General features: G+C 50.7%; 18 protein-coding genes. 11 read left to right on the forward strand and 7 right to left on the reverse strand.

The window, feature by feature from the left end; translation table 11 throughout:
• Window positions 1-37 precede the first annotated feature (37 nt).
• The 3 genes from aat (at window position 38) to infA (ending at window position 1,814) form a co-directional block, all read left to right on the forward strand.
• Complete coding sequence (gene aat, locus ACJJIC_RS14320) at window positions 38-757, forward strand: leucyl/phenylalanyl-tRNA--protein transferase (RefSeq protein WP_444904898.1); 720 nt, start codon at window positions 38-40, stop codon at window positions 755-757.
• Window positions 750-1,469 carry an arginyltransferase gene (locus ACJJIC_RS14325; RefSeq protein WP_252081787.1) on the forward strand — a complete coding sequence of 240 codons (720 nt, stop codon included), beginning with the start codon at window positions 750-752 and terminating at the stop codon, window positions 1,467-1,469. Before aat ends, ACJJIC_RS14325 begins: the two co-directional genes overlap by 8 nt.
• A 126-nt stretch (window positions 1,470-1,595) precedes the next feature.
• On the forward strand, window positions 1,596-1,814 hold the full coding sequence (gene infA, locus ACJJIC_RS14330) for a translation initiation factor IF-1 (RefSeq protein WP_010130378.1): 219 nt from the start codon (window positions 1,596-1,598) through the stop codon (window positions 1,812-1,814).
• A gap of 91 nt (window positions 1,815-1,905) precedes the next feature.
• On the opposite strand, the gene clpA is transcribed toward infA, so the two are convergent.
• Both clpA and clpS read right to left on the reverse strand, forming a co-directional pair.
• Entirely contained in the window at window positions 1,906-4,191 is a 2,286-nt protein-coding gene (clpA, locus tag ACJJIC_RS14335) for an ATP-dependent Clp protease ATP-binding subunit ClpA (protein ID WP_444886328.1), read from the reverse strand.
• Window positions 4,192-4,325: 134 nt separating this feature from the next.
• A complete protein-coding gene (gene clpS, locus ACJJIC_RS14340; RefSeq protein ID WP_252081789.1) occupies window positions 4,326-4,706 on the reverse strand; it encodes an ATP-dependent Clp protease adapter ClpS in 381 nt (126 codons plus the stop codon).
• Between the two features lie 280 nt (window positions 4,707-4,986).
• Here clpS and cspD point away from each other — a divergent pair, with 280 nt between their 5' ends.
• Window positions 4,987-5,295 carry a cold shock domain-containing protein CspD gene (gene cspD / locus ACJJIC_RS14345; RefSeq protein ID WP_286036961.1) on the forward strand — a complete coding sequence of 103 codons (309 nt, stop codon included), beginning with the start codon at window positions 4,987-4,989 and terminating at the stop codon, window positions 5,293-5,295.
• Window positions 5,296-5,411: 116 nt separating this feature from the next.
• Here cspD and icd read toward each other — a convergent pair whose 3' ends face one another.
• Complete coding sequence (gene icd / locus ACJJIC_RS14350; RefSeq protein WP_252081790.1) at window positions 5,412-6,662, reverse strand: NADP-dependent isocitrate dehydrogenase; 1,251 nt, start codon at window positions 6,660-6,662, stop codon at window positions 5,412-5,414.
• A gap of 149 nt (window positions 6,663-6,811) precedes the next feature.
• Here icd and ACJJIC_RS14355 point away from each other — a divergent pair, with 149 nt between their 5' ends.
• The 7 genes from ACJJIC_RS14355 (at window position 6,812) to ACJJIC_RS14385 (ending at window position 14,207) form a co-directional block, all read left to right on the forward strand.
• Complete coding sequence (locus tag ACJJIC_RS14355) at window positions 6,812-7,426, forward strand: pseudouridine synthase (RefSeq protein ID WP_444904899.1); 615 nt, start codon at window positions 6,812-6,814, stop codon at window positions 7,424-7,426.
• Window positions 7,427-7,523: 97 nt separating this feature from the next.
• Window positions 7,524-8,669 (forward strand): tRNA 2-thiouridine(34) synthase MnmA, encoded by a 1,146-nt coding sequence (gene mnmA / locus ACJJIC_RS14360; protein WP_444909492.1) that lies wholly within the window; start codon window positions 7,524-7,526, stop codon window positions 8,667-8,669.
• Window positions 8,670-8,678: 9 nt separating this feature from the next.
• Window positions 8,679-9,314, forward strand: coding sequence for a high frequency lysogenization protein HflD (gene hflD / locus ACJJIC_RS14365; protein WP_152453442.1), 636 nt, complete (start codon window positions 8,679-8,681; stop codon window positions 9,312-9,314).
• 15 nt (window positions 9,315-9,329) lie between these two features.
• A complete protein-coding gene (gene purB / locus ACJJIC_RS14370) occupies window positions 9,330-10,703 on the forward strand; it encodes an adenylosuccinate lyase (RefSeq protein ID WP_252081793.1) in 1,374 nt (457 codons plus the stop codon).
• 157 nt (window positions 10,704-10,860) lie between these two features.
• Window positions 10,861-12,015, forward strand: a complete 1,155-nt coding sequence (locus ACJJIC_RS14375) for a JmjC domain-containing protein (protein WP_444909491.1) — start codon at window positions 10,861-10,863, stop codon at window positions 12,013-12,015.
• A 1-nt stretch (window position 12,016) separates the two neighbouring features.
• Window positions 12,017-12,439 carry a GNAT family N-acetyltransferase gene (locus ACJJIC_RS14380; protein WP_444909490.1) on the forward strand — a complete coding sequence of 141 codons (423 nt, stop codon included), beginning with the start codon at window positions 12,017-12,019 and terminating at the stop codon, window positions 12,437-12,439.
• 346 nt (window positions 12,440-12,785) lie between these two features.
• Window positions 12,786-14,207: an 8-oxoguanine deaminase gene (locus ACJJIC_RS14385; RefSeq protein ID WP_444909489.1), complete on the forward strand. Its 1,422-nt coding sequence runs from the start codon at window positions 12,786-12,788 to the stop codon at window positions 14,205-14,207.
• Window positions 14,208-15,177: 970 nt separating this feature from the next.
• Here ACJJIC_RS14385 and ACJJIC_RS14390 read toward each other — a convergent pair.
• The 4 genes from ACJJIC_RS14390 to ACJJIC_RS14405 all read right to left on the reverse strand — a co-directional run bounded on the left by ACJJIC_RS14390 (window position 15,178) and on the right by ACJJIC_RS14405 (window position 19,454).
• The gene (locus ACJJIC_RS14390; RefSeq protein ID WP_444909488.1) at window positions 15,178-15,756 is read right to left on the reverse strand and encodes a flavodoxin family protein; all 579 of its coding nucleotides are present in this window, start codon (window positions 15,754-15,756) and stop codon (window positions 15,178-15,180) included.
• Complete coding sequence (locus tag ACJJIC_RS14395; RefSeq protein ID WP_444909487.1) at window positions 15,753-16,637, reverse strand: arylamine N-acetyltransferase family protein; 885 nt, start codon at window positions 16,635-16,637, stop codon at window positions 15,753-15,755. The genes ACJJIC_RS14390 and ACJJIC_RS14395 overlap by 4 nt, the downstream gene beginning before the upstream one ends.
• Window positions 16,638-16,828: 191 nt before the next feature.
• Complete coding sequence (locus ACJJIC_RS14400) at window positions 16,829-18,355, reverse strand: efflux transporter outer membrane subunit (protein ID WP_445357256.1); 1,527 nt, start codon at window positions 18,353-18,355, stop codon at window positions 16,829-16,831.
• Window positions 18,333-19,454 (reverse strand): HlyD family secretion protein, encoded by a 1,122-nt coding sequence (locus ACJJIC_RS14405; RefSeq protein WP_444886338.1) that lies wholly within the window; start codon window positions 19,452-19,454, stop codon window positions 18,333-18,335. The genes ACJJIC_RS14400 and ACJJIC_RS14405 overlap by 23 nt, the downstream gene beginning before the upstream one ends.

A 19,454-nucleotide genomic window follows, 5' to 3' on the forward strand; every position in this document is an offset into this window, starting at 1 on the left:
ACCCGGGCCTCCTCAGACCCAGGACAGGAAACAGTTTGTGGCAAGGAATACCCAAAGCCGCCTAATGTGGCTCGACCACAATCATATAGATTTCCCTTCTACCCAGACTGCTCTAGACGATCCCAATGGACTCCTCGCAGCTGGTGGAGATCTCTCCCCGGAATGGTTGTTGGCCGCCTATCGCCGAGGTATCTTCCCATGGTTTTCCGAAGACCAGCCTATCCTCTGGTGGAGCCCCTCACCGCGCTGTGTAGTAATACCCAGCGACTTCCATATTGGCCGCAGTCTGCGTAAAACCCTGCGCAGAGGTATATTCTCAGTCACATTTGACCAAGCCTTCGAACAAGTAATCGAGGGTTGCCGCCTCCCCAGGAGTTCTGAAGATGGCACCTGGATTACCGATGAGATGACCGAGGCCTATATCGACATGCACCATCTGGGCCATGCCCACTCCGTTGAGGTATGGCGTGAGGGTCGGCTGGTCGGTGGACTTTACGGTCTTTCAATCGGCCGTATTTTTTTTGGGGAATCCATGTTTCACAGGGAGACAGATGCTTCCAAAGTCGCTTTTGTCCACCTCGTTCGCCAATTAGAATTGTGGGGCTGCCCACTGATCGACTGCCAGGTAAGCAACCCCCACCTGAGTAGTCTTGGGGCCGTTGAAATGTGTCGTAGGGACTTCGAACACCTGCTGGAGGACGGCCTTATACAGCCCGCCTTTCCGCAGCCTTGGAAACTTTCGTGGACTTATGGGTAAATATTCTCAACTCGACTCGGTCCGACTTTTGGCAACCCTGCCCCACCCATGTGGCTATCTGCCAGATAGGGAGGCTACAACGGTATTTGTGGACCCGCAGACAGAGGTAGACCAACGCCTTTACAATCGCCTCTCAGAGCTGGGCTTTCGCCGCAGCGGGGCCTATCTCTACCGACCTCAATGCGCAACATGCAGGGCCTGTGTGCCCGCCCGTGTACCAGTGGGCCTTTTTGTACCGGATCGCAACCAGCGCCGCTGCTGGAAACGCAATAAGGACCTGGATATCTTTCATATCGAATCCATCGACACCGATGAGCATTACGAGCTGTACGCACGCTACATTGAGCAGCGTCATGCCGATGGGGAAATGTACCCTCCGAGCCGCGAACAGTATCGCAGCTTCCTAAGCCCGGCCTGGGGAGCTACTCGCTATATTGAGCTGCGTGCACGTGGGCGCCTAGTCGCAGTGGCGGTCACCGACCTGCTTACTGCAGGCCTGTCGGCCATCTATACTTTCTTCGACCCGGATGAGGACAAGCGCAGTCTGGGCAGTTACTGCATTCTCTACCAAATTGAATGGGCCAGAAGGTTAGGGCTTCCCAATCTGTATTTGGGCTATTGGATAGAGAAATGCCATAAGATGGCCTACAAAAGCCAGTTCCAACCCATTGAAATGCTCACAGAGAACCGCTGGAGCCTGAAATCTCTATAATTCCTACGCACGCGCCCTTTGCTCTATTCTGCCTTTTCGTGCAAAATGCTCGCCCGTCAAGCCGCGGCTAGGCAAGATTGCCTCCGGGGTAAAGGTCTGATCAAGTTATTTGAAGGTTGCTGCCGCATGGCAAAAGACGATTATATTGAAATGGAAGGCGAGGTGATCGACACCCTGCCAAATACCACTTTCCGCGTAAAGCTGGAAAACGGACACGTGGTCATTGCGCACATCTCTGGAAAGATGCGTAAAAACTACATTCGCATCCTCACCGGCGATAAGGTCAAAGTGGAACTCACCCCCTACGACCTGAGCAAAGGTCGCATCACCTACCGCGCCCGCTAATTCGCTCGTCAGGCAAAGAGCTTAAAGTGACTTGCCCTGGACACAAAAAAGCCACCTTGCGGTGGCTTTTTTGATGTATTTTTTTGTAGAGCTAGGCAGGAACCGCCGTTTTTATGGAGAGTTCATCATTCTCTATGACGACCACCACGCGGCCCCCTTCCTCTGCCAACTCGCCAAACAAGACTGACTCAGCCAATGGCTTGCGCAGCTTGTCTCTTATCAAACGCGACATCGGGCGAGCCCCCATTTTTTCATCGTAACCGCGAATAGCCAGCCACTCGCGAGCCTCATCATCTACGATCAGAGTCACACGGGAGTCATCTAGCTGCGCTTGCAACTCGACAATAAACTTATCCACTACAGTTTTAACCACATCCAATGGCAGAGAGCCAAACTGGATAATACTGTCGAGGCGGTTGCGGAATTCTGGGGTAAACATCTTTTTGATTTCCTCCATACCATCGGAGGAGTGATCCTGGCTGGAGAAGCCGATAGACCGACGACTCATCAGCTCAGCGCCCGCATTAGTGGTCATAATTAATATGACATTGCGGAAGTCCGCTTTGCGGCCGTTATTATCTGTCAGAGTTCCGTGATCCATCACCTGGAGAAGCAGGTTGAAGACTTCTGGGTGAGCTTTCTCAATCTCATCGAGCAGTACCACACTATGTGGATGCTTAGTCACAGAATCAGTCAGCAAGCCGCCCTGATCAAAACCCACATATCCCGGTGGCGCACCGATCAAACGGGAAACCGTATGTCGCTCCATATACTCAGACATATCGAAGCGGATTAGCTCAATCCCCATCACCTTGGCCAGCTGACGACAGAGCTCAGTCTTACCAACGCCTGTGGGGCCAGAGAATAGGAAGGATCCTATGGGCTTCTCCTCAGCACCCAACCCAGCACGGCTGAGCTTGATCGCCGTACTGAGCGCCTCAATTGCACGATCCTGGCCAAATACCACCATCTTGAGGTTGTCATCAAGCTTGGACAACTGCTCTTTATCAGAAGCGGAGACACTCTTGGCCGGGATACGGGCCATCTTGGCAATTACCGACTCGATTTCACTGATACCAATCACCTCAGTGCGCTCTTCAACCGGCAACAGCGACTGGAAAGCTCCGGCCTCATCAATTACATCTATCGCCTTGTCAGGCAGGAAGCGCTCGGTGATATGGCGGCTGGAAAGCTGAGCCGCGGCATCGAGGGCGGCGTCAGTGAAACGAACTTTATGATGGTCTTCGAAACAACTCCGAAGCCCCTGTAATATTTGCACAGTCTCCTCTACCGATGGCTCACTGACATCGATCTTTTGAAAACGACGGGAAAGCGCACGATCTTTCTCGAAAATGCCGCGATATTCGGTAAAGGTGGTGGAGCCAATGCAGCGGAGCTGACCGCTGGACAGCAGCGGTTTCAACAGGTTGGAGGCGTCCATAACGCCGCCGGATGCTGCGCCGGCTCCAATAATGGTGTGAATTTCATCAATAAACAGGACTGCATGCTCGCGCTTCTTCAGCTCTGCCAGCAGCGCTTTAAAACGTTTCTCAAAATCCCCACGGTACTTGGTACCAGCGAGCAGAGAACCGAGGTCGAGGGAGTAAATAGTGCTCTCTTTTAGTGGCTCAGGGATATCCTCATCCACTATTCGTCGGGCCAACCCCTCCGCGATTGCGGTTTTACCGACTCCGGACTCTCCAACCAACAAGGGGTTGTTTTTGCGACGCCGCGCAAGAACCTGGGTGACTCTCTCTACTTCGGGGCCTCGCCCTACCAAGGGATCAATTCGCCCCAGGATAGCCTCTTGGTTCAGGTTGGTCGCGTAACTCTCCAGGGGGTCAGAACCTCCAGGCTCAGAGCCTGTACTGATCTCCTCTTCCACCTGCTCTTGGGTGGTATCTGAACCGTGGTGGTGATTGTGATTGTTGCCGCTGGAACCGACCCTGGAAATTCCGTGGGTGATGTAATTGACGACATCGATACGCGCAACACTCTGCTGCTTCAGATAATAAACGGCTTGGCTTTCCTGCTCACAGAAAATAGCCACAAGCACATTAGCACCGGTAACCTCTTTTTTCCCCGATGACTGAACATGGAAAACAGCCCTCTGCAACACCCTCTGGAAACCCAATGTGGGTTGAGTTTCGCGATCGGTGTCCGCCTCTGGGATTAACGGCGTGGTAGAGTCCACAAACTCCAATAGTTCGCGGCGCAGTGCGCTCAGGTCGGCCCCGCAGGCATGCAACACGTCAGCAGCCGACTCATTATCCAGAAGCGCCAGTAACAGGTGCTCCACAGTCATGAATTCGTGCCGCTTCGCTCGTGCACCCTTGAACGCCAGATTGAGCGTTACCTCTAAGTCCTTGCTGAGCATTTAAACCTCAAACCCTAATCGCCAATGTTCCCCGCCGACTCCGCTGGTAGGCGTGCACCCTTTGCCGGCGTCTAACTCCTGGCTGATTCCCTTCAGGTGACGGGACCCTTGTGCTAAAGCAGCTTTAATTTCAATCAATCGTCTTTACTCTCGTCCGCCTCAATCTCACACAATAGTGGATGCTCATTCTCCTGGGCGAACTGATTAACCTGAGCGGCCTTTGTCTCCGCTATATCCCGAGTATAGACACCGCACACTGCTTTTCCCCGCGTGTGTACTTGCAACATCAACTGTGTGGCGCGCTCACGGTTAACCCCAAAAAACAACTCCAGAGTCTCTACGACAAAGTCCATGGGGGTGTAGTCATCGTTCAACATGATGACCTTGTACATAGGCGGGCGCTTGAGCCGTGGCGGCGCCTCCTCCAATGCGAGCCCACCCTCGGAACCCTCACCGTCGAAATAGTCTTCTCCAGAATCACTGGAGCCTAGTTTAATGACCTGCAAAATACTCATAACAATTATCAATGTGTTCTATCGAGCCTTGATAGTGCAGCATGCTCAACCATCAATGACCTGCCATTGTAACCTTATTTGACCAACGACACAGGGAGATCACAGCCTCAAGCGCGGTTTCTTGACATTCCTATAGCAGTTGACTACAAGAGGTAGTGCCTGCTCATTCACAGCCGTTAGTCGCAGATAGGATCGCAGCCGATTAATCCGCAGGTCAAATAAATATAAAAACTCTGTAAGGTGGCCGACTGGCCACTCAGGCAATTAGAGGGAGTTCGATATGCCTACTGGTACCGTGAAGTGGTTCAACAACGCTAAGGGATATGGGTTTATTCTTGCAGATGAAGGAGGGGAGGATCTGTTTGCGCACTATTCCGCTATTCAGATGGAAGGCTACCGAACCCTAAAGGCCGGCCAACAGGTCACCTTTGATATCGTCAGAGGTGACAAAGGCTATCACGCCGCCAATATTTCCACCGCAGTGGCGGCAGAGACCGCACCTAGCCCCCAAAGCCCCAAAGTGGCCGCTATTGCAGATCCCAACCACTCTGAAACAGAGCGGGAAAAAGAGGCAGAGATGCTCGACTAACCCTGCAAGCCCGCACAAGCTGCCCCCACCAACAAAAAAGCCCCTTGCTGCAAAGCAAAGGGCTTTTTCCAGCTAGGGCCAGGTTGATTAAAAAAACCTAGCCCCAAATCAGCCAATTAGGCCATGTGCTTGATCACTTCGTCACCAAACGCAGAACAGGACTTCAGCTCAGCACCGTCCATCAGACGCTCGAAATCGTAGGTTACGGTTTTGGCTTCGATAGCACCTTCCATACCCTTGATTACCAGGTCAGCAGCTTCGTTCCAGCCCAGGTGACGCAGCATCATCTCAGCGGAAAGAATCAGAGAGCCCGGGTTAACCTTGTCCTGGCCAGCGTACTTAGGTGCAGTACCGTGGGTTGCTTCGAACAGGGCAACGTCGTCGGACAGGTTTGCGCCCGGAGCGATACCGATACCACCAACCTGTGCAGCCAGTGCGTCAGACAGGTAGTCACCGTTTAGGTTCAAGGTAGCAATTACGTCGTACTCAGCCGGACGCAGCAGGATCTGCTGCAGCATAGCGTCAGCAATTACGTCCTTAACAACGATTTCCTTGCCAGTCTTCGGGTTCTTGAAGCTGTGCCAGGGGCCGCCGTCCAGCGGCTGAGCGCCAAACTCGTCGCGAGCCAGCTCGTAACCCCAATCGGCGAAGGCACCTTCGGTGAACTTCATGATGTTGCCTTTGTGTACCAGGGTTACGGAATCGCGATCCTGGTCCACAGCGTACTGAATAGCCTTGCGCACGAGACGCTTGGTACCCTCTGCAGAAACCGGCTTAACACCGATACCACAGTTCTCAGGGAAACGGATTTTCTTAACACCCATCTCGTCCTGCAGGAACTTGATAACTTTCTTGGCTTCGTCGGTATCAGCTTTCCACTCGATACCAGCGTAGATATCTTCAGAGTTTTCACGGAAGATAACCATGTCTACCTTGTTCGGCTCTTTAACCGGAGAAGGTACACCGCTGAACCAGCGAACGGGACGCTGACATACATACAGGTCAAGCTCCTGACGCAGGGCAACGTTCAGGGAACGGAAACCGCCGCCCACTGGTGTGGTCAGAGGGCCTTTAATGCTGACAACGTAATCTTTGATCGCTTCCAGAGTTTCAGCTGGGAACCAGTCGCCAGCGTAAGTCTCTGCGGCTTTCTCACCACAGTAGATTTCCATCCACTCGATTTTCTTATCGCCGCTGAAAGCTTTCTCTACCGCAGCGTCGATTACTTTGCGCATTACCGGAGTGATGTCCACACCGATGCCGTCACCCTCGATGAACGGAATTACCGGGCGATTCGGAACATTCAGCGAACCGTCGGAATTGACTGTAACTTTTTCGCCGTCTGCCGGCACTTGGATGTGACCCATATTGCGTAAACTCCCAAAATTCTATGACTTTTTAGGTCCAGCGTTGCTTGCACCGCTCCCCCGGGACCATTGGGCGGGGATAAAAATCGGCGGGATTATAGCAGCATCGGCTAATTTTTGTAGTTGGATTACAATACTCAATTTTTCTTATGCCCAAGATTATTCTCCTAAACAAACCTTTTGGCGTGTTAAGCCAATTCACGGACCCCCAGGGTCGCGCCACGCTGGCAGACTATATCCCGCACAAGGGCTTCTATGCCGCGGGTCGGCTCGACTATGACTCAGAGGGACTTCTACTACTCACAGATGATGGAGCGCTACAACATCAAATCAGCCACCCGAAGAGAAAGATGGCGAAGACTTACTGGGCTCAGGTAGAGGGGGACATTTCAGATGACGCCCTGATGTTTCTGCGCAAAGGCGTAGATTTGAAGGATGGACGCACAGCGCCCGCTAAGGCCCGCAGACTCTCCGAAGTCGACCTGTGGCCGCGCAATCCCCCAATCCGAGAGCGCAAGTCCATTCCCACCAGCTGGGTAGAACTTATCATTCACGAGGGTAGAAACCGTCAGGTGCGACGTATGACCGCAGCGGTTGGCTTCCCTACCCTGCGCTTGGTTCGAATGGCTATCGGCAATTGGAATCTCGGCACTCTGCAGCCGGGGCAGCACCGCTCGGAGGAGGTTTTCTCTGCGCCTAAGCCAAGGCCCAAAGGCAAGTCGAAGCCACCTCAGAAGCGCAATCGTCCTCGCCGGAGACAATAAGTAATAACCCAAGATAAAAGCGGCCTTGGTCAGAAGCCCGATTCACAGGTAAAATTCGCCCCCTTTCCATCCCAGTGAAGTAGTGACTGTCCTTCTTATGCCTGATTCCACGCACAACAAACAGCCCAAACGCGTCATCGTCGGTATGTCCGGCGGTGTGGATTCCTCTGTAGCCGCACTTCTGCTCATGCAGCAGGGCTACCAGGTGGAGGGCTTGTTTATGAAGAATTGGGACGAAGATGACGGCACTGAGTACTGCACCGCGAAAGCAGACTTGGCCGATGCCCAGGCGATATGTGAAAAACTGGGCATCAAGCTGCATACCGCCAATTTTGCTGCCGAGTATTGGGACCATGTCTTCGAATACTTCCTGGCAGAATACAAGGCCGGACGCACGCCTAACCCGGACATTCTGTGCAATCGGGAGATCAAGTTTAAAGTTTTCCTGGAATATGCCGAAGTTCTGGGAGCTGATGCCATTGCCACCGGACATTACACCCGCCGACGCGATATAGAAGGTCGCACCTATTTGCTCAAGGGCTTGGATGGCAACAAGGATCAAAGCTACTTCCTCCACGCTGTCGGCGAGGGTGAGTTTGCTCGCTCTCTATTTCCACTGGGCGAGTTGGAAAAACCTGAGGTACGGCGTATCGCTGAGGAAAACGGCTTTATCACCCACAATAAAAAAGACAGTACGGGGATCTGCTTTATTGGCGAACGCCGCTTCAAGGACTTTCTGGAGCAGTATCTGCCCGCCCAGCCGGGCGACATGGAAACTCCAGAAGGTGAAATTATGGGGCGCCACGCCGGCCTGATGTACCACACCATAGGACAGAGGCAGGGTCTTGGTATCGGAGGGGTAAAAGGCGCGGGCGAAGAACCCTGGTACGTAGTCGGAAAGAACCTAGAGCGCAACGTATTGATTGTTGCCCAGGGGGCACATCACCCCCTGCTTTACGCCACGGGTCTGGTGGCAGCCCAAACACATTGGATCAATGGCGCCGCACCGGGTGAGTCTTTCCGCTGTCAAGCGAAGACCCGCTACCGACAGCCAGACCAGGACTGCACAATACGGGTGCAAAAGGGTGGTAACCTGACTGTGGAATTTGACGAGCCACAGCGGGCAATTACCCCTGGACAATCCCTGGTCCTGTACGATGGCGAAATATGCCTCGGCGGCGCAGTTATCGAACAGGCTACAGGTATCGGCACTGCCGTACCGGAAAAATACAAGAAACACTAAGGAGTAACCTTGAATAACTGGCGGGATCAGGCTCTGGCATTGGCCGGAATATTTCAATCCGCAACTTTAGTGGAGCGCTTGGCCAAAACAGGCACCGCTCCCCAGGCCCAACTGGAAACCGGGGTATACAGCCTTTTCCAGCTCAACCCAGATCGCACCGAAGATGTGTTCGCCGGCGCAGAGAAGCTGCTGCCCGGCTTGCAGGTCTCACGGCAGTTACTGCAATCGCGGCAACACCCTGAATACACAGACTGCCTGCGCTATGCACTGTCTGTGCTTTATCTGCAGAGGCAATTGAGTAAGAAAGGAGAGTTGCTCTCCATCATTGGCAGCCGCCTCGAAAAAGCCAAGACTCAGGCGGAACACTTCGCCCCCACCCACGAGAATGTATTTTCCAATCTCGCCAGTATTTATAGCGATACCCTCGGCACTTTCCGCTTTCGTATCCAGGTGCTGGGAGATTTTAATTTCCTGCAGCAACAGCGCGTCGCTAACCAAATCCGCTCAATGCTGTTTGCCGGTATCCGTTCAGCCACGCTGTGGCGACAATTGGGCGGAAGGCGCCTGCATCTGCTATTTCAACGCAAAAAACTATTGCGTGCGACCGACGAGCTAATCGCACAGATCGAATCTATAAAAAACTAATCCCGGAGATTTACTATGACAGTTGAGCTTTCCGCACTCACAGCGGTATCCCCTATTGATGGTCGCTACGAGAGCAAGACTGCCCCCCTACGCGAAATTTTTAGTGAATACGGCCTGATTCGCGCCCGTGTTGAAGTGGAAGTGCGCTGGCTTCAGAAACTCTCCGCGCACTCAGAAATCACTGAGGTAGAGCAGTTCGATGAAGCTGCTAACCAGTTGCTCGATAGCATTGTGGCCAACTTTTCCCTGGAAGATGCCGGGCGTATCAAAGAAATTGAGCGCACCACCAACCACGACGTGAAAGCGGTTGAATACTTCCTCAAAGAAAAAATCAGCGGCAATGCCCAGCTGGAAAAAGTAAGCGAGTTCGTGCACTTCGCTTGCACATCTGAAGACATCAACAACCTGTCCCACGCTCTGATGCTACGCGCTGGTCGCGACAACGTTATGTTGCCCGCAATGAATAGCCTGGTAGAAAAGATCGCCCAGCTAGCCCAGGATTTCGCCGACGTGCCCATGCTGTCTCGCACCCACGGCCAAACTGCCAGTCCTACGACCGTGGGCAAGGAACTCGCCAACGTGGTTGCGCGCCTTCGCCGCCAGGTAGCCCAGGTAGGGGCTGTCCCCTTGCTGGGTAAAATCAACGGTGCTGTAGGCAACTACAATGCCCACCTGTCCGCCTACCCAAATATCGACTGGGAAAAGAATGCGGAAGAATTTATTTCCTCGCTCGGCCTGACCTGGAACCCCTACACCACCCAGATCGAACCACACGACTATATTGCCGAACTGTTCGATGCTATTGCGCGCTTTAACACCATCCTGATCGACTTTGACCGCGACATCTGGGGCTATATTTCCCTCGGTTACTTCAAACAGAAAGTCGTTGCCGGAGAAGTGGGCTCCTCCACTATGCCGCACAAGGTCAATCCTATCGATTTCGAAAACTCCGAAGGAAACCTGGGCCTGGCCAACGCTGTATTCCAGCACCTGGCCGCGAAGTTACCAGTCTCCCGCTGGCAGCGCGATCTGACCGATTCCACCGTACTGCGCAACATGGGTGTGGGCGCCGGTTACTCTGCCATCGCTTATGCCGCCACCATGAAGGGGCTGGGCAAGCTGGAAATCAACCGTGAACGCCTGGCAGAAGACCTGGACAGCTCCTGGGAAGTTCTGGCAGAGCCGATCCAGACTGTGATGCGCCGCTACAACATCGAAGAGCCTTACGAGAAACTGAAGGCCCTTACCCGCGGCCAGGGCATCACCCGCGAAACCTTGAAAGTGTTTATCGAGAATCTGGAAATTCCTGCGGAAGCCAAAAGCGCACTGCTGGAAATGACTCCTGCATCCTACATCGGTAACGCCGTCGAGCAAGCTCGCAAAATCTAAGTGAGCACCGCTTCCGGCCACACCGCAGTGGCCGGAAATTTATTCAAACTTCTTTACTGCCGCTCTACTCTGCAGAGCTTTAACCTCGAGCTGAGTTACACCTATTAGTGGCAGACTAGAGAACATTTCCCCAGCCCAACAAACAGTGAGAGTTACCGTGGCAAGCCCCCTTACCCATCTCGGCGATATGCCAATTGAAGTTTTTATGCGCGATTATTGGCAGCAAAAACCCTTGCTGATCCGCAATGCTTTCCCCAACTTCGAATCGCCCATATCAGGAGAAGAGCTTGCCGGAATGGCTCTGGAGGAGACGATTGAATCTCGCCTGGTGCTTGAAAATGGCGAGAGCGGTCCCTGGGAGCTACGCAACGGCCCTTTCACTGAGGAAGACTTTCTATCCCTACCCCGCACGCACTGGACTCTACTTGTACAAGCCGTAGATCAATGGCTTTCCGAAGTGGCTGAATTAAAAGAGTATTTTCGCTTTATCCCAGACTGGCGCCTGGATGATGTGATGATTAGTTACGCGGCGGATCAGGGGAGTGTCGGACCGCACTATGACCACTACGATGTCTTTCTGCTCCAGGCCGAGGGCAAACGCCTGTGGCAGCAGGGAGCGAAAGTGGATGAGACCAATCCCCGCCTAGAAGGCACGCCCCTCAATATCCTGAAAGAATTTAATGCTGAGAATAGCTGGGTACTGGAGCCTGGCGACATGCTTTACCTCCCGCCACAATACAGTCACTGGGGTATCGCCGAGGGCGGCTGCACCACGATCTCCATTGGCTTCCGAGCACCTTCTGCCTCAGCCATATTGGAAGATCTCGCGGCCGAAGTGGCAATGGGACTGAAGGATAGCCTGCGTTATACCGATGCCGGCATGGAACCGACAAAATCCCCAGCGGAAGTTGACCCCGAGTCCGTAGCTCGCTTACAACAACAACTGGCCGAATGGCTTAGGCAGCCAGAGAAGGTCACTCAGTGGTTTGGCGCAGTGATGACTGAAGCAAAATACCCTGATACCGTCGCACTAGACGCGGATGAGGCCGCTGACTGGCGTGAGCAAATGACAAAGGGGATGCCATTAGTGCTAAACCCCGCATCTCGAGTCGCCTTTTCCAGGGCGCCGGCTACGTTATTTGTCGACGGTGAAGCCCTGACCGCACCACTCACCTTTGCTCAACAATTTGCCGAGTCCCACGAAATTTCCTGGAGCGACATTGAAACCTTTCCAGAAATTGCCAACCCTGATGGTTTAATTGACCAATTGGTAGCCCAAGGCACACTAATTTATCCCCCTGAGGATTTCTGATATGGCCGCTCTGGTGCGCCCCGCTGACTGGCAAAAAGAACAAGAAAGCATTCGCACTATCCGCGAAGCTGTGTTCGTCCAGGAACAGAAAGTTCCTGCCGACTTGGAGTGGGATAACCAGGAAGAATCTTCACAACACTTCCTAGTTTTTAATGGTGATATTGCCGTTGGAACCGGGCGGCTCAGCAAAAGTGGTAAAGTTGGGCGGATGGCGATCATGCCATCCGCCCGAGGCAAAGGTCTGGGGGCCCAGTTACTCAAGGCGATTTGTGACTTTGCCAAACTACAGGGCTTTCGCAGTGTATATCTACATGCACAACAGCATGCTGAAGGCTTCTACATTCGGAGTGGCTTTATCCCAGAGGGAGAAACCTTTTACGAGGCTAATATCCCTCATATTAAAATGATTCGTCAGCTGCACTAGGCTGTAATGAAGGCGCTGGTATGTTTACGCATACCGACGCCTTCATTTCCGTCTGCTCGTTAAAGATGAAATGTCCGCGACTAATTTTCAGGTCTCCCGAGACTACTCCCGCTCCTCTTTCTGACTAACATTTTCGTCGATGTAGCTAGCGGAAAAATAAAAACAAATGATAACGGCTTTGTAAGTGCATTCTTTTAGTGCTCTGAACTGGATTCCGTATCGCAACTTGAAGTAACCGCAGGAGTACCAGCTACTTATTACTCGGGTCAAAACTCTCGCCCTGCGAAAGACTGCCCAGGCTAATATCAGAATGCCAGGAAACCCTATAAGTGAGTGCTCAGATCATATGCCCAAGACACTACTGCTTAAGAGCGCTGAAGTACTGGTAACCATGGACTCAGAAAGACGTGAGATTCCCAATGGCGGTATTTTTGCCGAAGAAGGCATTATCACGGCTGTAGGCCCCACAGATAAACTGCCCATGAGCGCTGACACCATTATTGACGCTAGCGGGCAGATAGTCCTACCAGGACTGGTGAACACTCACCACCATCTAAACCAGACACTCACCCGCAACCTGCCAGCGACCCAGAACAAAAATTTATTCGCTTGGCTTCAGCTTCACTACCCTATCTGGAGTCGGATAAATCCAGAAGCCTCCCGCACAAGTGCTTTGATTGGTTTGGCTGAGCTTATTCTCTCTGGTTGCACCACGGTTTTTGACCATTCTTATTTATTTAAAAGTGGCAACAAAGTGGACTTTCATATTGAAGCAGCAAAGGACTTAGGGGTGAGGTTCCATGCAAGCCGCGGTTCCATGTCTTTGGGCAGATCACAAGGGGGCTTACCCCCAGATGAAAGTGTCGAAGATGAAGATTTTATTCTCCAAGACAGTATCCGGGTCATTGATCGCTATCACGATGCAAGCTATGGAGCCCTGACTCGAATTGTTCTGGCCCCCTGCTCTCCATTTACTGTTTCAGAAAATCTGCTCAAAGAAACTGCCCTGCTGGCCCGTGATAAAGGCGTTATGCTACACACGCATATTTGCGAAACATTTGATGAAGAGCGCCACACTTTAGAACGATTTGGCAAGCGCCCTCTGGAGTGGATGGGAGAAAGCGAGTGGTTGGGGCCCGATGTTTGGTTTGCTCACGCAATACACATCGATACACAAGAAATAAATACTTTTGCTCGTACCGGGTGTGGCATCGCTCACTGTCCAAGCTCTAATATGCGCCTTGCATCAGGGATAGCTCCCGTTAAAGACTATATTGCAGCTGGAATTAAAGTGGGACTTGGTGTGGATGGGTCAGCCAGCAATGACGCCTCCAATATGCTCTTGGAAACCCGCCAGGCAATGTTGCTCTCAAGGTTGCGCATGGGCCTTCGCCCACCGGAGGGGCCACATCGCTACGCCCAACTTCCTCAGTCCCACCCTCTACGCTCGCCGGAATGGATGACAGCCAGGGAAGCTTTAGAGCTTGCCACTATCGGTGGTGCCAGCGTTCTTAATCGTACTGATATCGGAGCATTGGAAGTTGGACGTTGTGCTGATTTCTTTTCTCTAGAACTCAACACTATTCAATATGCCGGGGCTCTTTCAGATCCAGTTGCCGCGATAGTCTTCTGCGCCCCCCAATCAGCAAAAACTGTAGTAATTCACGGTCGACAAATTGTGAGCAATGGAGAGATTACTTCAATAAATATGGAACCCGTTATTCGAGATCACAATCAATGGAGCCAGAGGTTATTGGCTAATGGCTAATGGCTGATGGCTGATGGCTGATGGCTGATGGCTGATGGCTGATGGCTGATGGCTGATGGCTGATGGCTGATGGCTGATGGCTGATGGCTGATGGCTGATGGCTGATGGGCACAGAATAGTAGTAAGTGTGGAAGGAAAGAAAAGGTATCTACCTAGGGCGTAGCTGTACGGTTTTTCAACCAGCGCTGCACTCTCAGTTTTGCTTACCCTTCTCTAGCCCAATACCGAAATAGGACTCCATACCGACAGCAAGCCAAAAATTTCAAATGAGTCAAAGGAGTATCTGTTACCACTTGCAAGCAAGTTTAGAATTTGCAGGAATTCTACACAGTATTGGGCGGCTCTGATTTTTTATATTTATCTCTAAGACTGTATTCTTACACACTTCGATTTTTAGAATATACAAATTCAAGTAGATTTTTTGGTAAAAAATATATGGGAAGGGGCTATCAACAATACAATGATCTTGTTCTGAATAATCACTGGACGTCTCATTATTGGTCTTTGCGACCACTTTAGCCATGCCTACATATTACCAACAAGGAGTTATAGTTTAATCACTGAGGCGTTGGACTCAGCAACTCCGTCCTGACTCTTTTAATCATTCAAGTCCATATATCAAAATCAGCGCACAAGTTAGCTACAGAAGTGGTGCTTACTTCAGGGCTTATATTAGGTCGTATTATGCAAATAGTCCCTGGGCCTAAGCTAGAATCCCTTCAACAATTTGATTTAACAGAAATAAAAACTAAAAACCTTAATCCCTTGCCCACGAGCTGTGAAAATTCCTAAGTTACCGATCAGCCTTCCAGTTGATAGATCTAGTTATCTGTCTCGGCCTCATTAGCAGATTTTTCTTTTAAAGATAACGCAAAATAGCCTCAGCCCTTTCAATTAAAGAACATCGAGGCTATTCCTCTGGGGCTACGCCACTTTCCCTAAAGTTGTATCAAAATTTATTTGTTGGATATTAGATACTGCCGCAAGGACTAAAGCGCTTTAATAGACGCCCTATTCGCTCCCCCAAATATAAAGCCGTAAGTCGATCAAGCTCATGCACAGCCCCTTCAGTATTAACAACGGCCACAAGACCGGACTGACAACCACTTCTATTTCGCCCCTGTACATCCAGATTTGGTAAAATGTCATTAGGCACCCACAACATCCCCATCTGCGCGGCAAATATTTGCAAAGTAGTTAGAGTATTAAGCTGATCCCCACTGAAATTACTGCCGATAGTAAAACCTGCAGATAGCTTATCAACCCAGCCGCGACTACTGTAACGTTCACTGGCCGCATCCATAAAAGCCTTAAACTGGGCTGAAACCGACCCCATAAAAGTTGGCGAGCCCAGCACAATTCCATCACACTGATCCAGACGATGCATCAAGTCAGGATTCTCATAGCGCCCGTGCTGAATATGCTTGGCTTCAACAGCAAATGTAACTCCTTCACATCCAGGGATACTATTAATTCCATCCGCAGTGGCTTCTGCCAATGTCCTTGTACTGCCGCAAACGGAGTGATAAACAACTCCTGCTTTAATCATGATGCGACCCGATCAGTGTTCACAGCAGCATGCTCTGCAACCTTTTGAGATGAGCCGTTCTCAAAGAGGCCAGCTAACCTCTCAAAGGAAGATATATCCTCGGGCACCTCGATCCCAAAAATGCTTAATAGCGTTTTGCGTAACTCTTCAACATTCGCCAGCATGATGACTGTCTTTGCTCCAGTTATCGGCTGATAACTCAATTGGCGATCCAGTAAAGCATGACGCCCTTCGGGGAAAGCACGAGTAGCAATCAGGTGCTCTACAAAACGGGACTCAGGGTGAGTACTACAAAACCAATTGGCGATTTTATAGTCGCCCGCTGTACGTGGCCGTAAATCAAAGCTGTACATTGAATGCCAGGCATCATGGACCTTCACTTCTAATAGATAGTCCTCACCCGATTGAGTTAGGCGATAAGTACCGTGGGGCGTACTCTGAGGACCTGAAACATCTAAGCGCAGAGGTGCAGTCAGTGTATTGCTGCCAAAGCCCGCATCCACCAAATACGGTACCTGCCCTACTTTTACAAGTAAGATCATATGAGACTGAGCCGGCTGATGGCCCGGTGGTGTTTGCCAAAGAACCCGAGCGGCAAGTCCTGTAACTGCAAAGCCTATCTGCTGTAACCCAGCCCGTAACAAAGCATTTTGCTCAAAGCAATAACCACCACGCTTTTGGTTCACAAGCTTTTGTTCAATAGCGGCCATCTCAATATTCACGGGACTCCCAAGAAAGGACGTTACATTCTCAAATGGCAGAGTACGAATATGTTGCGTAAGAATATCCCTTAAGGTTTTCAAATCCAGGGCTAGCTTATTGCGGTAACCAATACGTGCTAAGTATTTTGATAAATTGATGTTATGGGTGCTTGGTGTCATTTGACTTCAATCCTCATGGCCAATCAACAATAGCAGCAGTCTAATACCTGAACCTTGGTTTAGGTCAATATCGATTGCTAATTCTCTTTACTCTTTTTGCGCCAAATGTCTCTAAACGGCTGATGGTATGCTGATCATCCTGAAGATACTGGTTAACGGATTGGTGCGGGCCAGGCAAGTGCAAAGAGACCTTATTCCAAGATCTTATCCCAATAGTGAGTCCTGCGAAGCATATCCTCTATTGTCTCTTCGGGTAATAACTCCAATGGTGTCAGCCCATCTTGAATCTGCCAGCCGCCCCCAAGAGAAAGATAAACCTGAACTAGATTCGCTGCTACTGCACCTTGGGCAATCACCAAGAGATCCTGCTGGGTAAAATTTGAAACCATCGTGGTGATAACAGTGTTGAACTGTATCGCTCCGTCGACATATTGCGTCATGGAGAGATTGACGGCCTCTTCAGAAGCCATAGCTGCGATATTATAAAAGTACTGTTGTTCCTGGGATTTGAGATATGCAACTATTGCATTCTCAACATCAACCTGCGCCTGTAAGACCACTTGCTGGTAGTCTGATACCAGCTGCTGGAAGGTCGCATCCTGCAAGCGCACATTGTTGCGCAACCGGCCATAATTAAACACATTCCAATCAAACTCAACGAATAAATCCCAAGCATCACTTCTGCCATTTAACTGCCCCCCTCTGATATCAATTGCTCCTATTAGCCCACCTATTGAAAAGTTTGGGTATAGCTCCGCTCGAGCAACACCAATCAGCTCCCCCTGTGCTGCGAGAAGCCGCTCAGCCTGGCGAATATCAGGGCGCTGACGCAAAAGATCCTGCGGCATGCCTATCGTTATAATCGAGGGTACATGGGGCACCGTTGGAGGTACAGAAAGGAGGTCATTAAGGCTATGAGGGGGCATACCCAGTAATATCGAAAGGGTATTTTTGAACTGCTGTAGCATTGCTTCCAATGCAGGGACAGCTGCCTGAGTGTTACTTAATAAGGTTTGGGCCTGTTCGGCATCCAACGCACTGACCTCTCCTGCATGGAATTTTACTTCAGCGATTCTCAGTCCCTCAGTCTGAATACGAATATTTTCCTGTGCCACCTGAATACGGCGTTTTACAGTGCGAATATTGATATATGTTTGCGCTACCTGTGCAATGATTGAGACAAGCAGTCCATCATATTCAGCCATACTGGCCTCAAAGTCAGCTGCGGCGGAATTAACCAATCGCCTCAACTGCCCCCACATATCCAACTCCCAGGTTAAATTGAAATTAAGGTAGTACTCACTCTGATAGTTTCCGGTTATACCGGAGCGAACATATTTGGAGCGATCTACGAGCCCCTCAATTTGCTGTATCTGTGGATATTGATTCCCTATTGCAATAGCGAGGAGCTGCTGCGCTTGCAGTGCTCTTAATGCGGCAGATCGCAATTCCAAGTTATTTTCTATTGCCTGCTCGACCAAATCATCCAGAACAGGATCGGCGAAGGCAGACTGCCACCAGTAAGGATTCACCGTTTCAAGGATATCTACCCGTTTACTGTTTTGATAAATCCAGGTGTCTTCAACTGTAACAGGGGGCGGTATATAATTTGGGCCCAGCATGCAACCGTTACCAACAAATACAGAAAAAGCACCAAGAGCTAAGGACTTGCGTAGATATTCAAACCTAAACAGGTTAAGGATTTTGCGCCGTATCATCTTGGTCGGCGCTCGCAGTATTGCTCAATATGAGCACTGAACTGGTAAAACCAACACGAAGTTCGACAGACTCAGGCCTTTCCGTCAAATGAACTCTCACCGGAATTCTCTGAGCGAGACGAATCCACTCAAAAGTTGGATCAACTCGTGGTAAAAGGTCGTTACCCGCAGTTCCATCAGTTTGTGCAATACCCCAGCCAATGCTTTCAACATACCCTTTGAGTGGCCTATGTGGGTATGCCATTAATGTCACTATTGCCTTATCCCCTGGAGCAATTCTGCGTATAAAGGTTTCACGAAAATAACCTTCTACTCGATAAGTACTAATATCCACTATTGATAGTGCGGGCTGATTTGCTACAGCTTGATCACCGAAGCGAAAATCCAGATTTGTAACATATCCGGATACAGGCGCCGTCACCGTTGTATATTCCAGATTAAGTTCAGCCTGACGTACTAAAGCCAGAGCTGCGCGCACACCAGGATTATCAGCCCCAAGTGCACCGAGTTGCGCACGGACCTGTGCCAATTCAGCCTGAGATTGCTCTAAAGCAGCTAAGGATTTAACGAGTGTTGCCTCTGCACCAGCCCGATACTCCACTGACGACTCAAACTCAGCTTGTGCGGCCTGAAGAGATCTCACTGAAGTGGCGCGCTGAGGAAGTAGTTCTTGCTGACGCCTATACTCCGCTCTAGCCTTGGTGATCTCTGCATCTAGTGCATTGATGTTGCTTTGCGCTAAATCTATAGCCGCGGAGGACTCCCTTATCCTAGCTTCATAAGCCAGAATATTCTCCCTCTGAGCATTATAAATATCGACGGCCTCCTCGTATTGAGCCTTGGCTTCCGCCAAAGCGGCTTCATAGGTTCTTGGATCTATTTGAAATAGAAGTTCACCCGCATTGACAAATTGGTTATCTCTAATAGGCAGCGAAACTACTTGACCTGAAACTCTAGGAGTAACCTGGATAATATCCGCCTGCACTTTCCCATCTCTAGTCCAAGGGTTGTTGAGATACTTCCAAAACTGAAGAACCAATGCAAACATTGCCAGGAATACCATACTCGCCGTAAGTATGTACTTTCTAAACTTCTCCAC

It is taken from the genome of Microbulbifer mixtoriginis (SeqCode) (assembly GCF_052468275.1).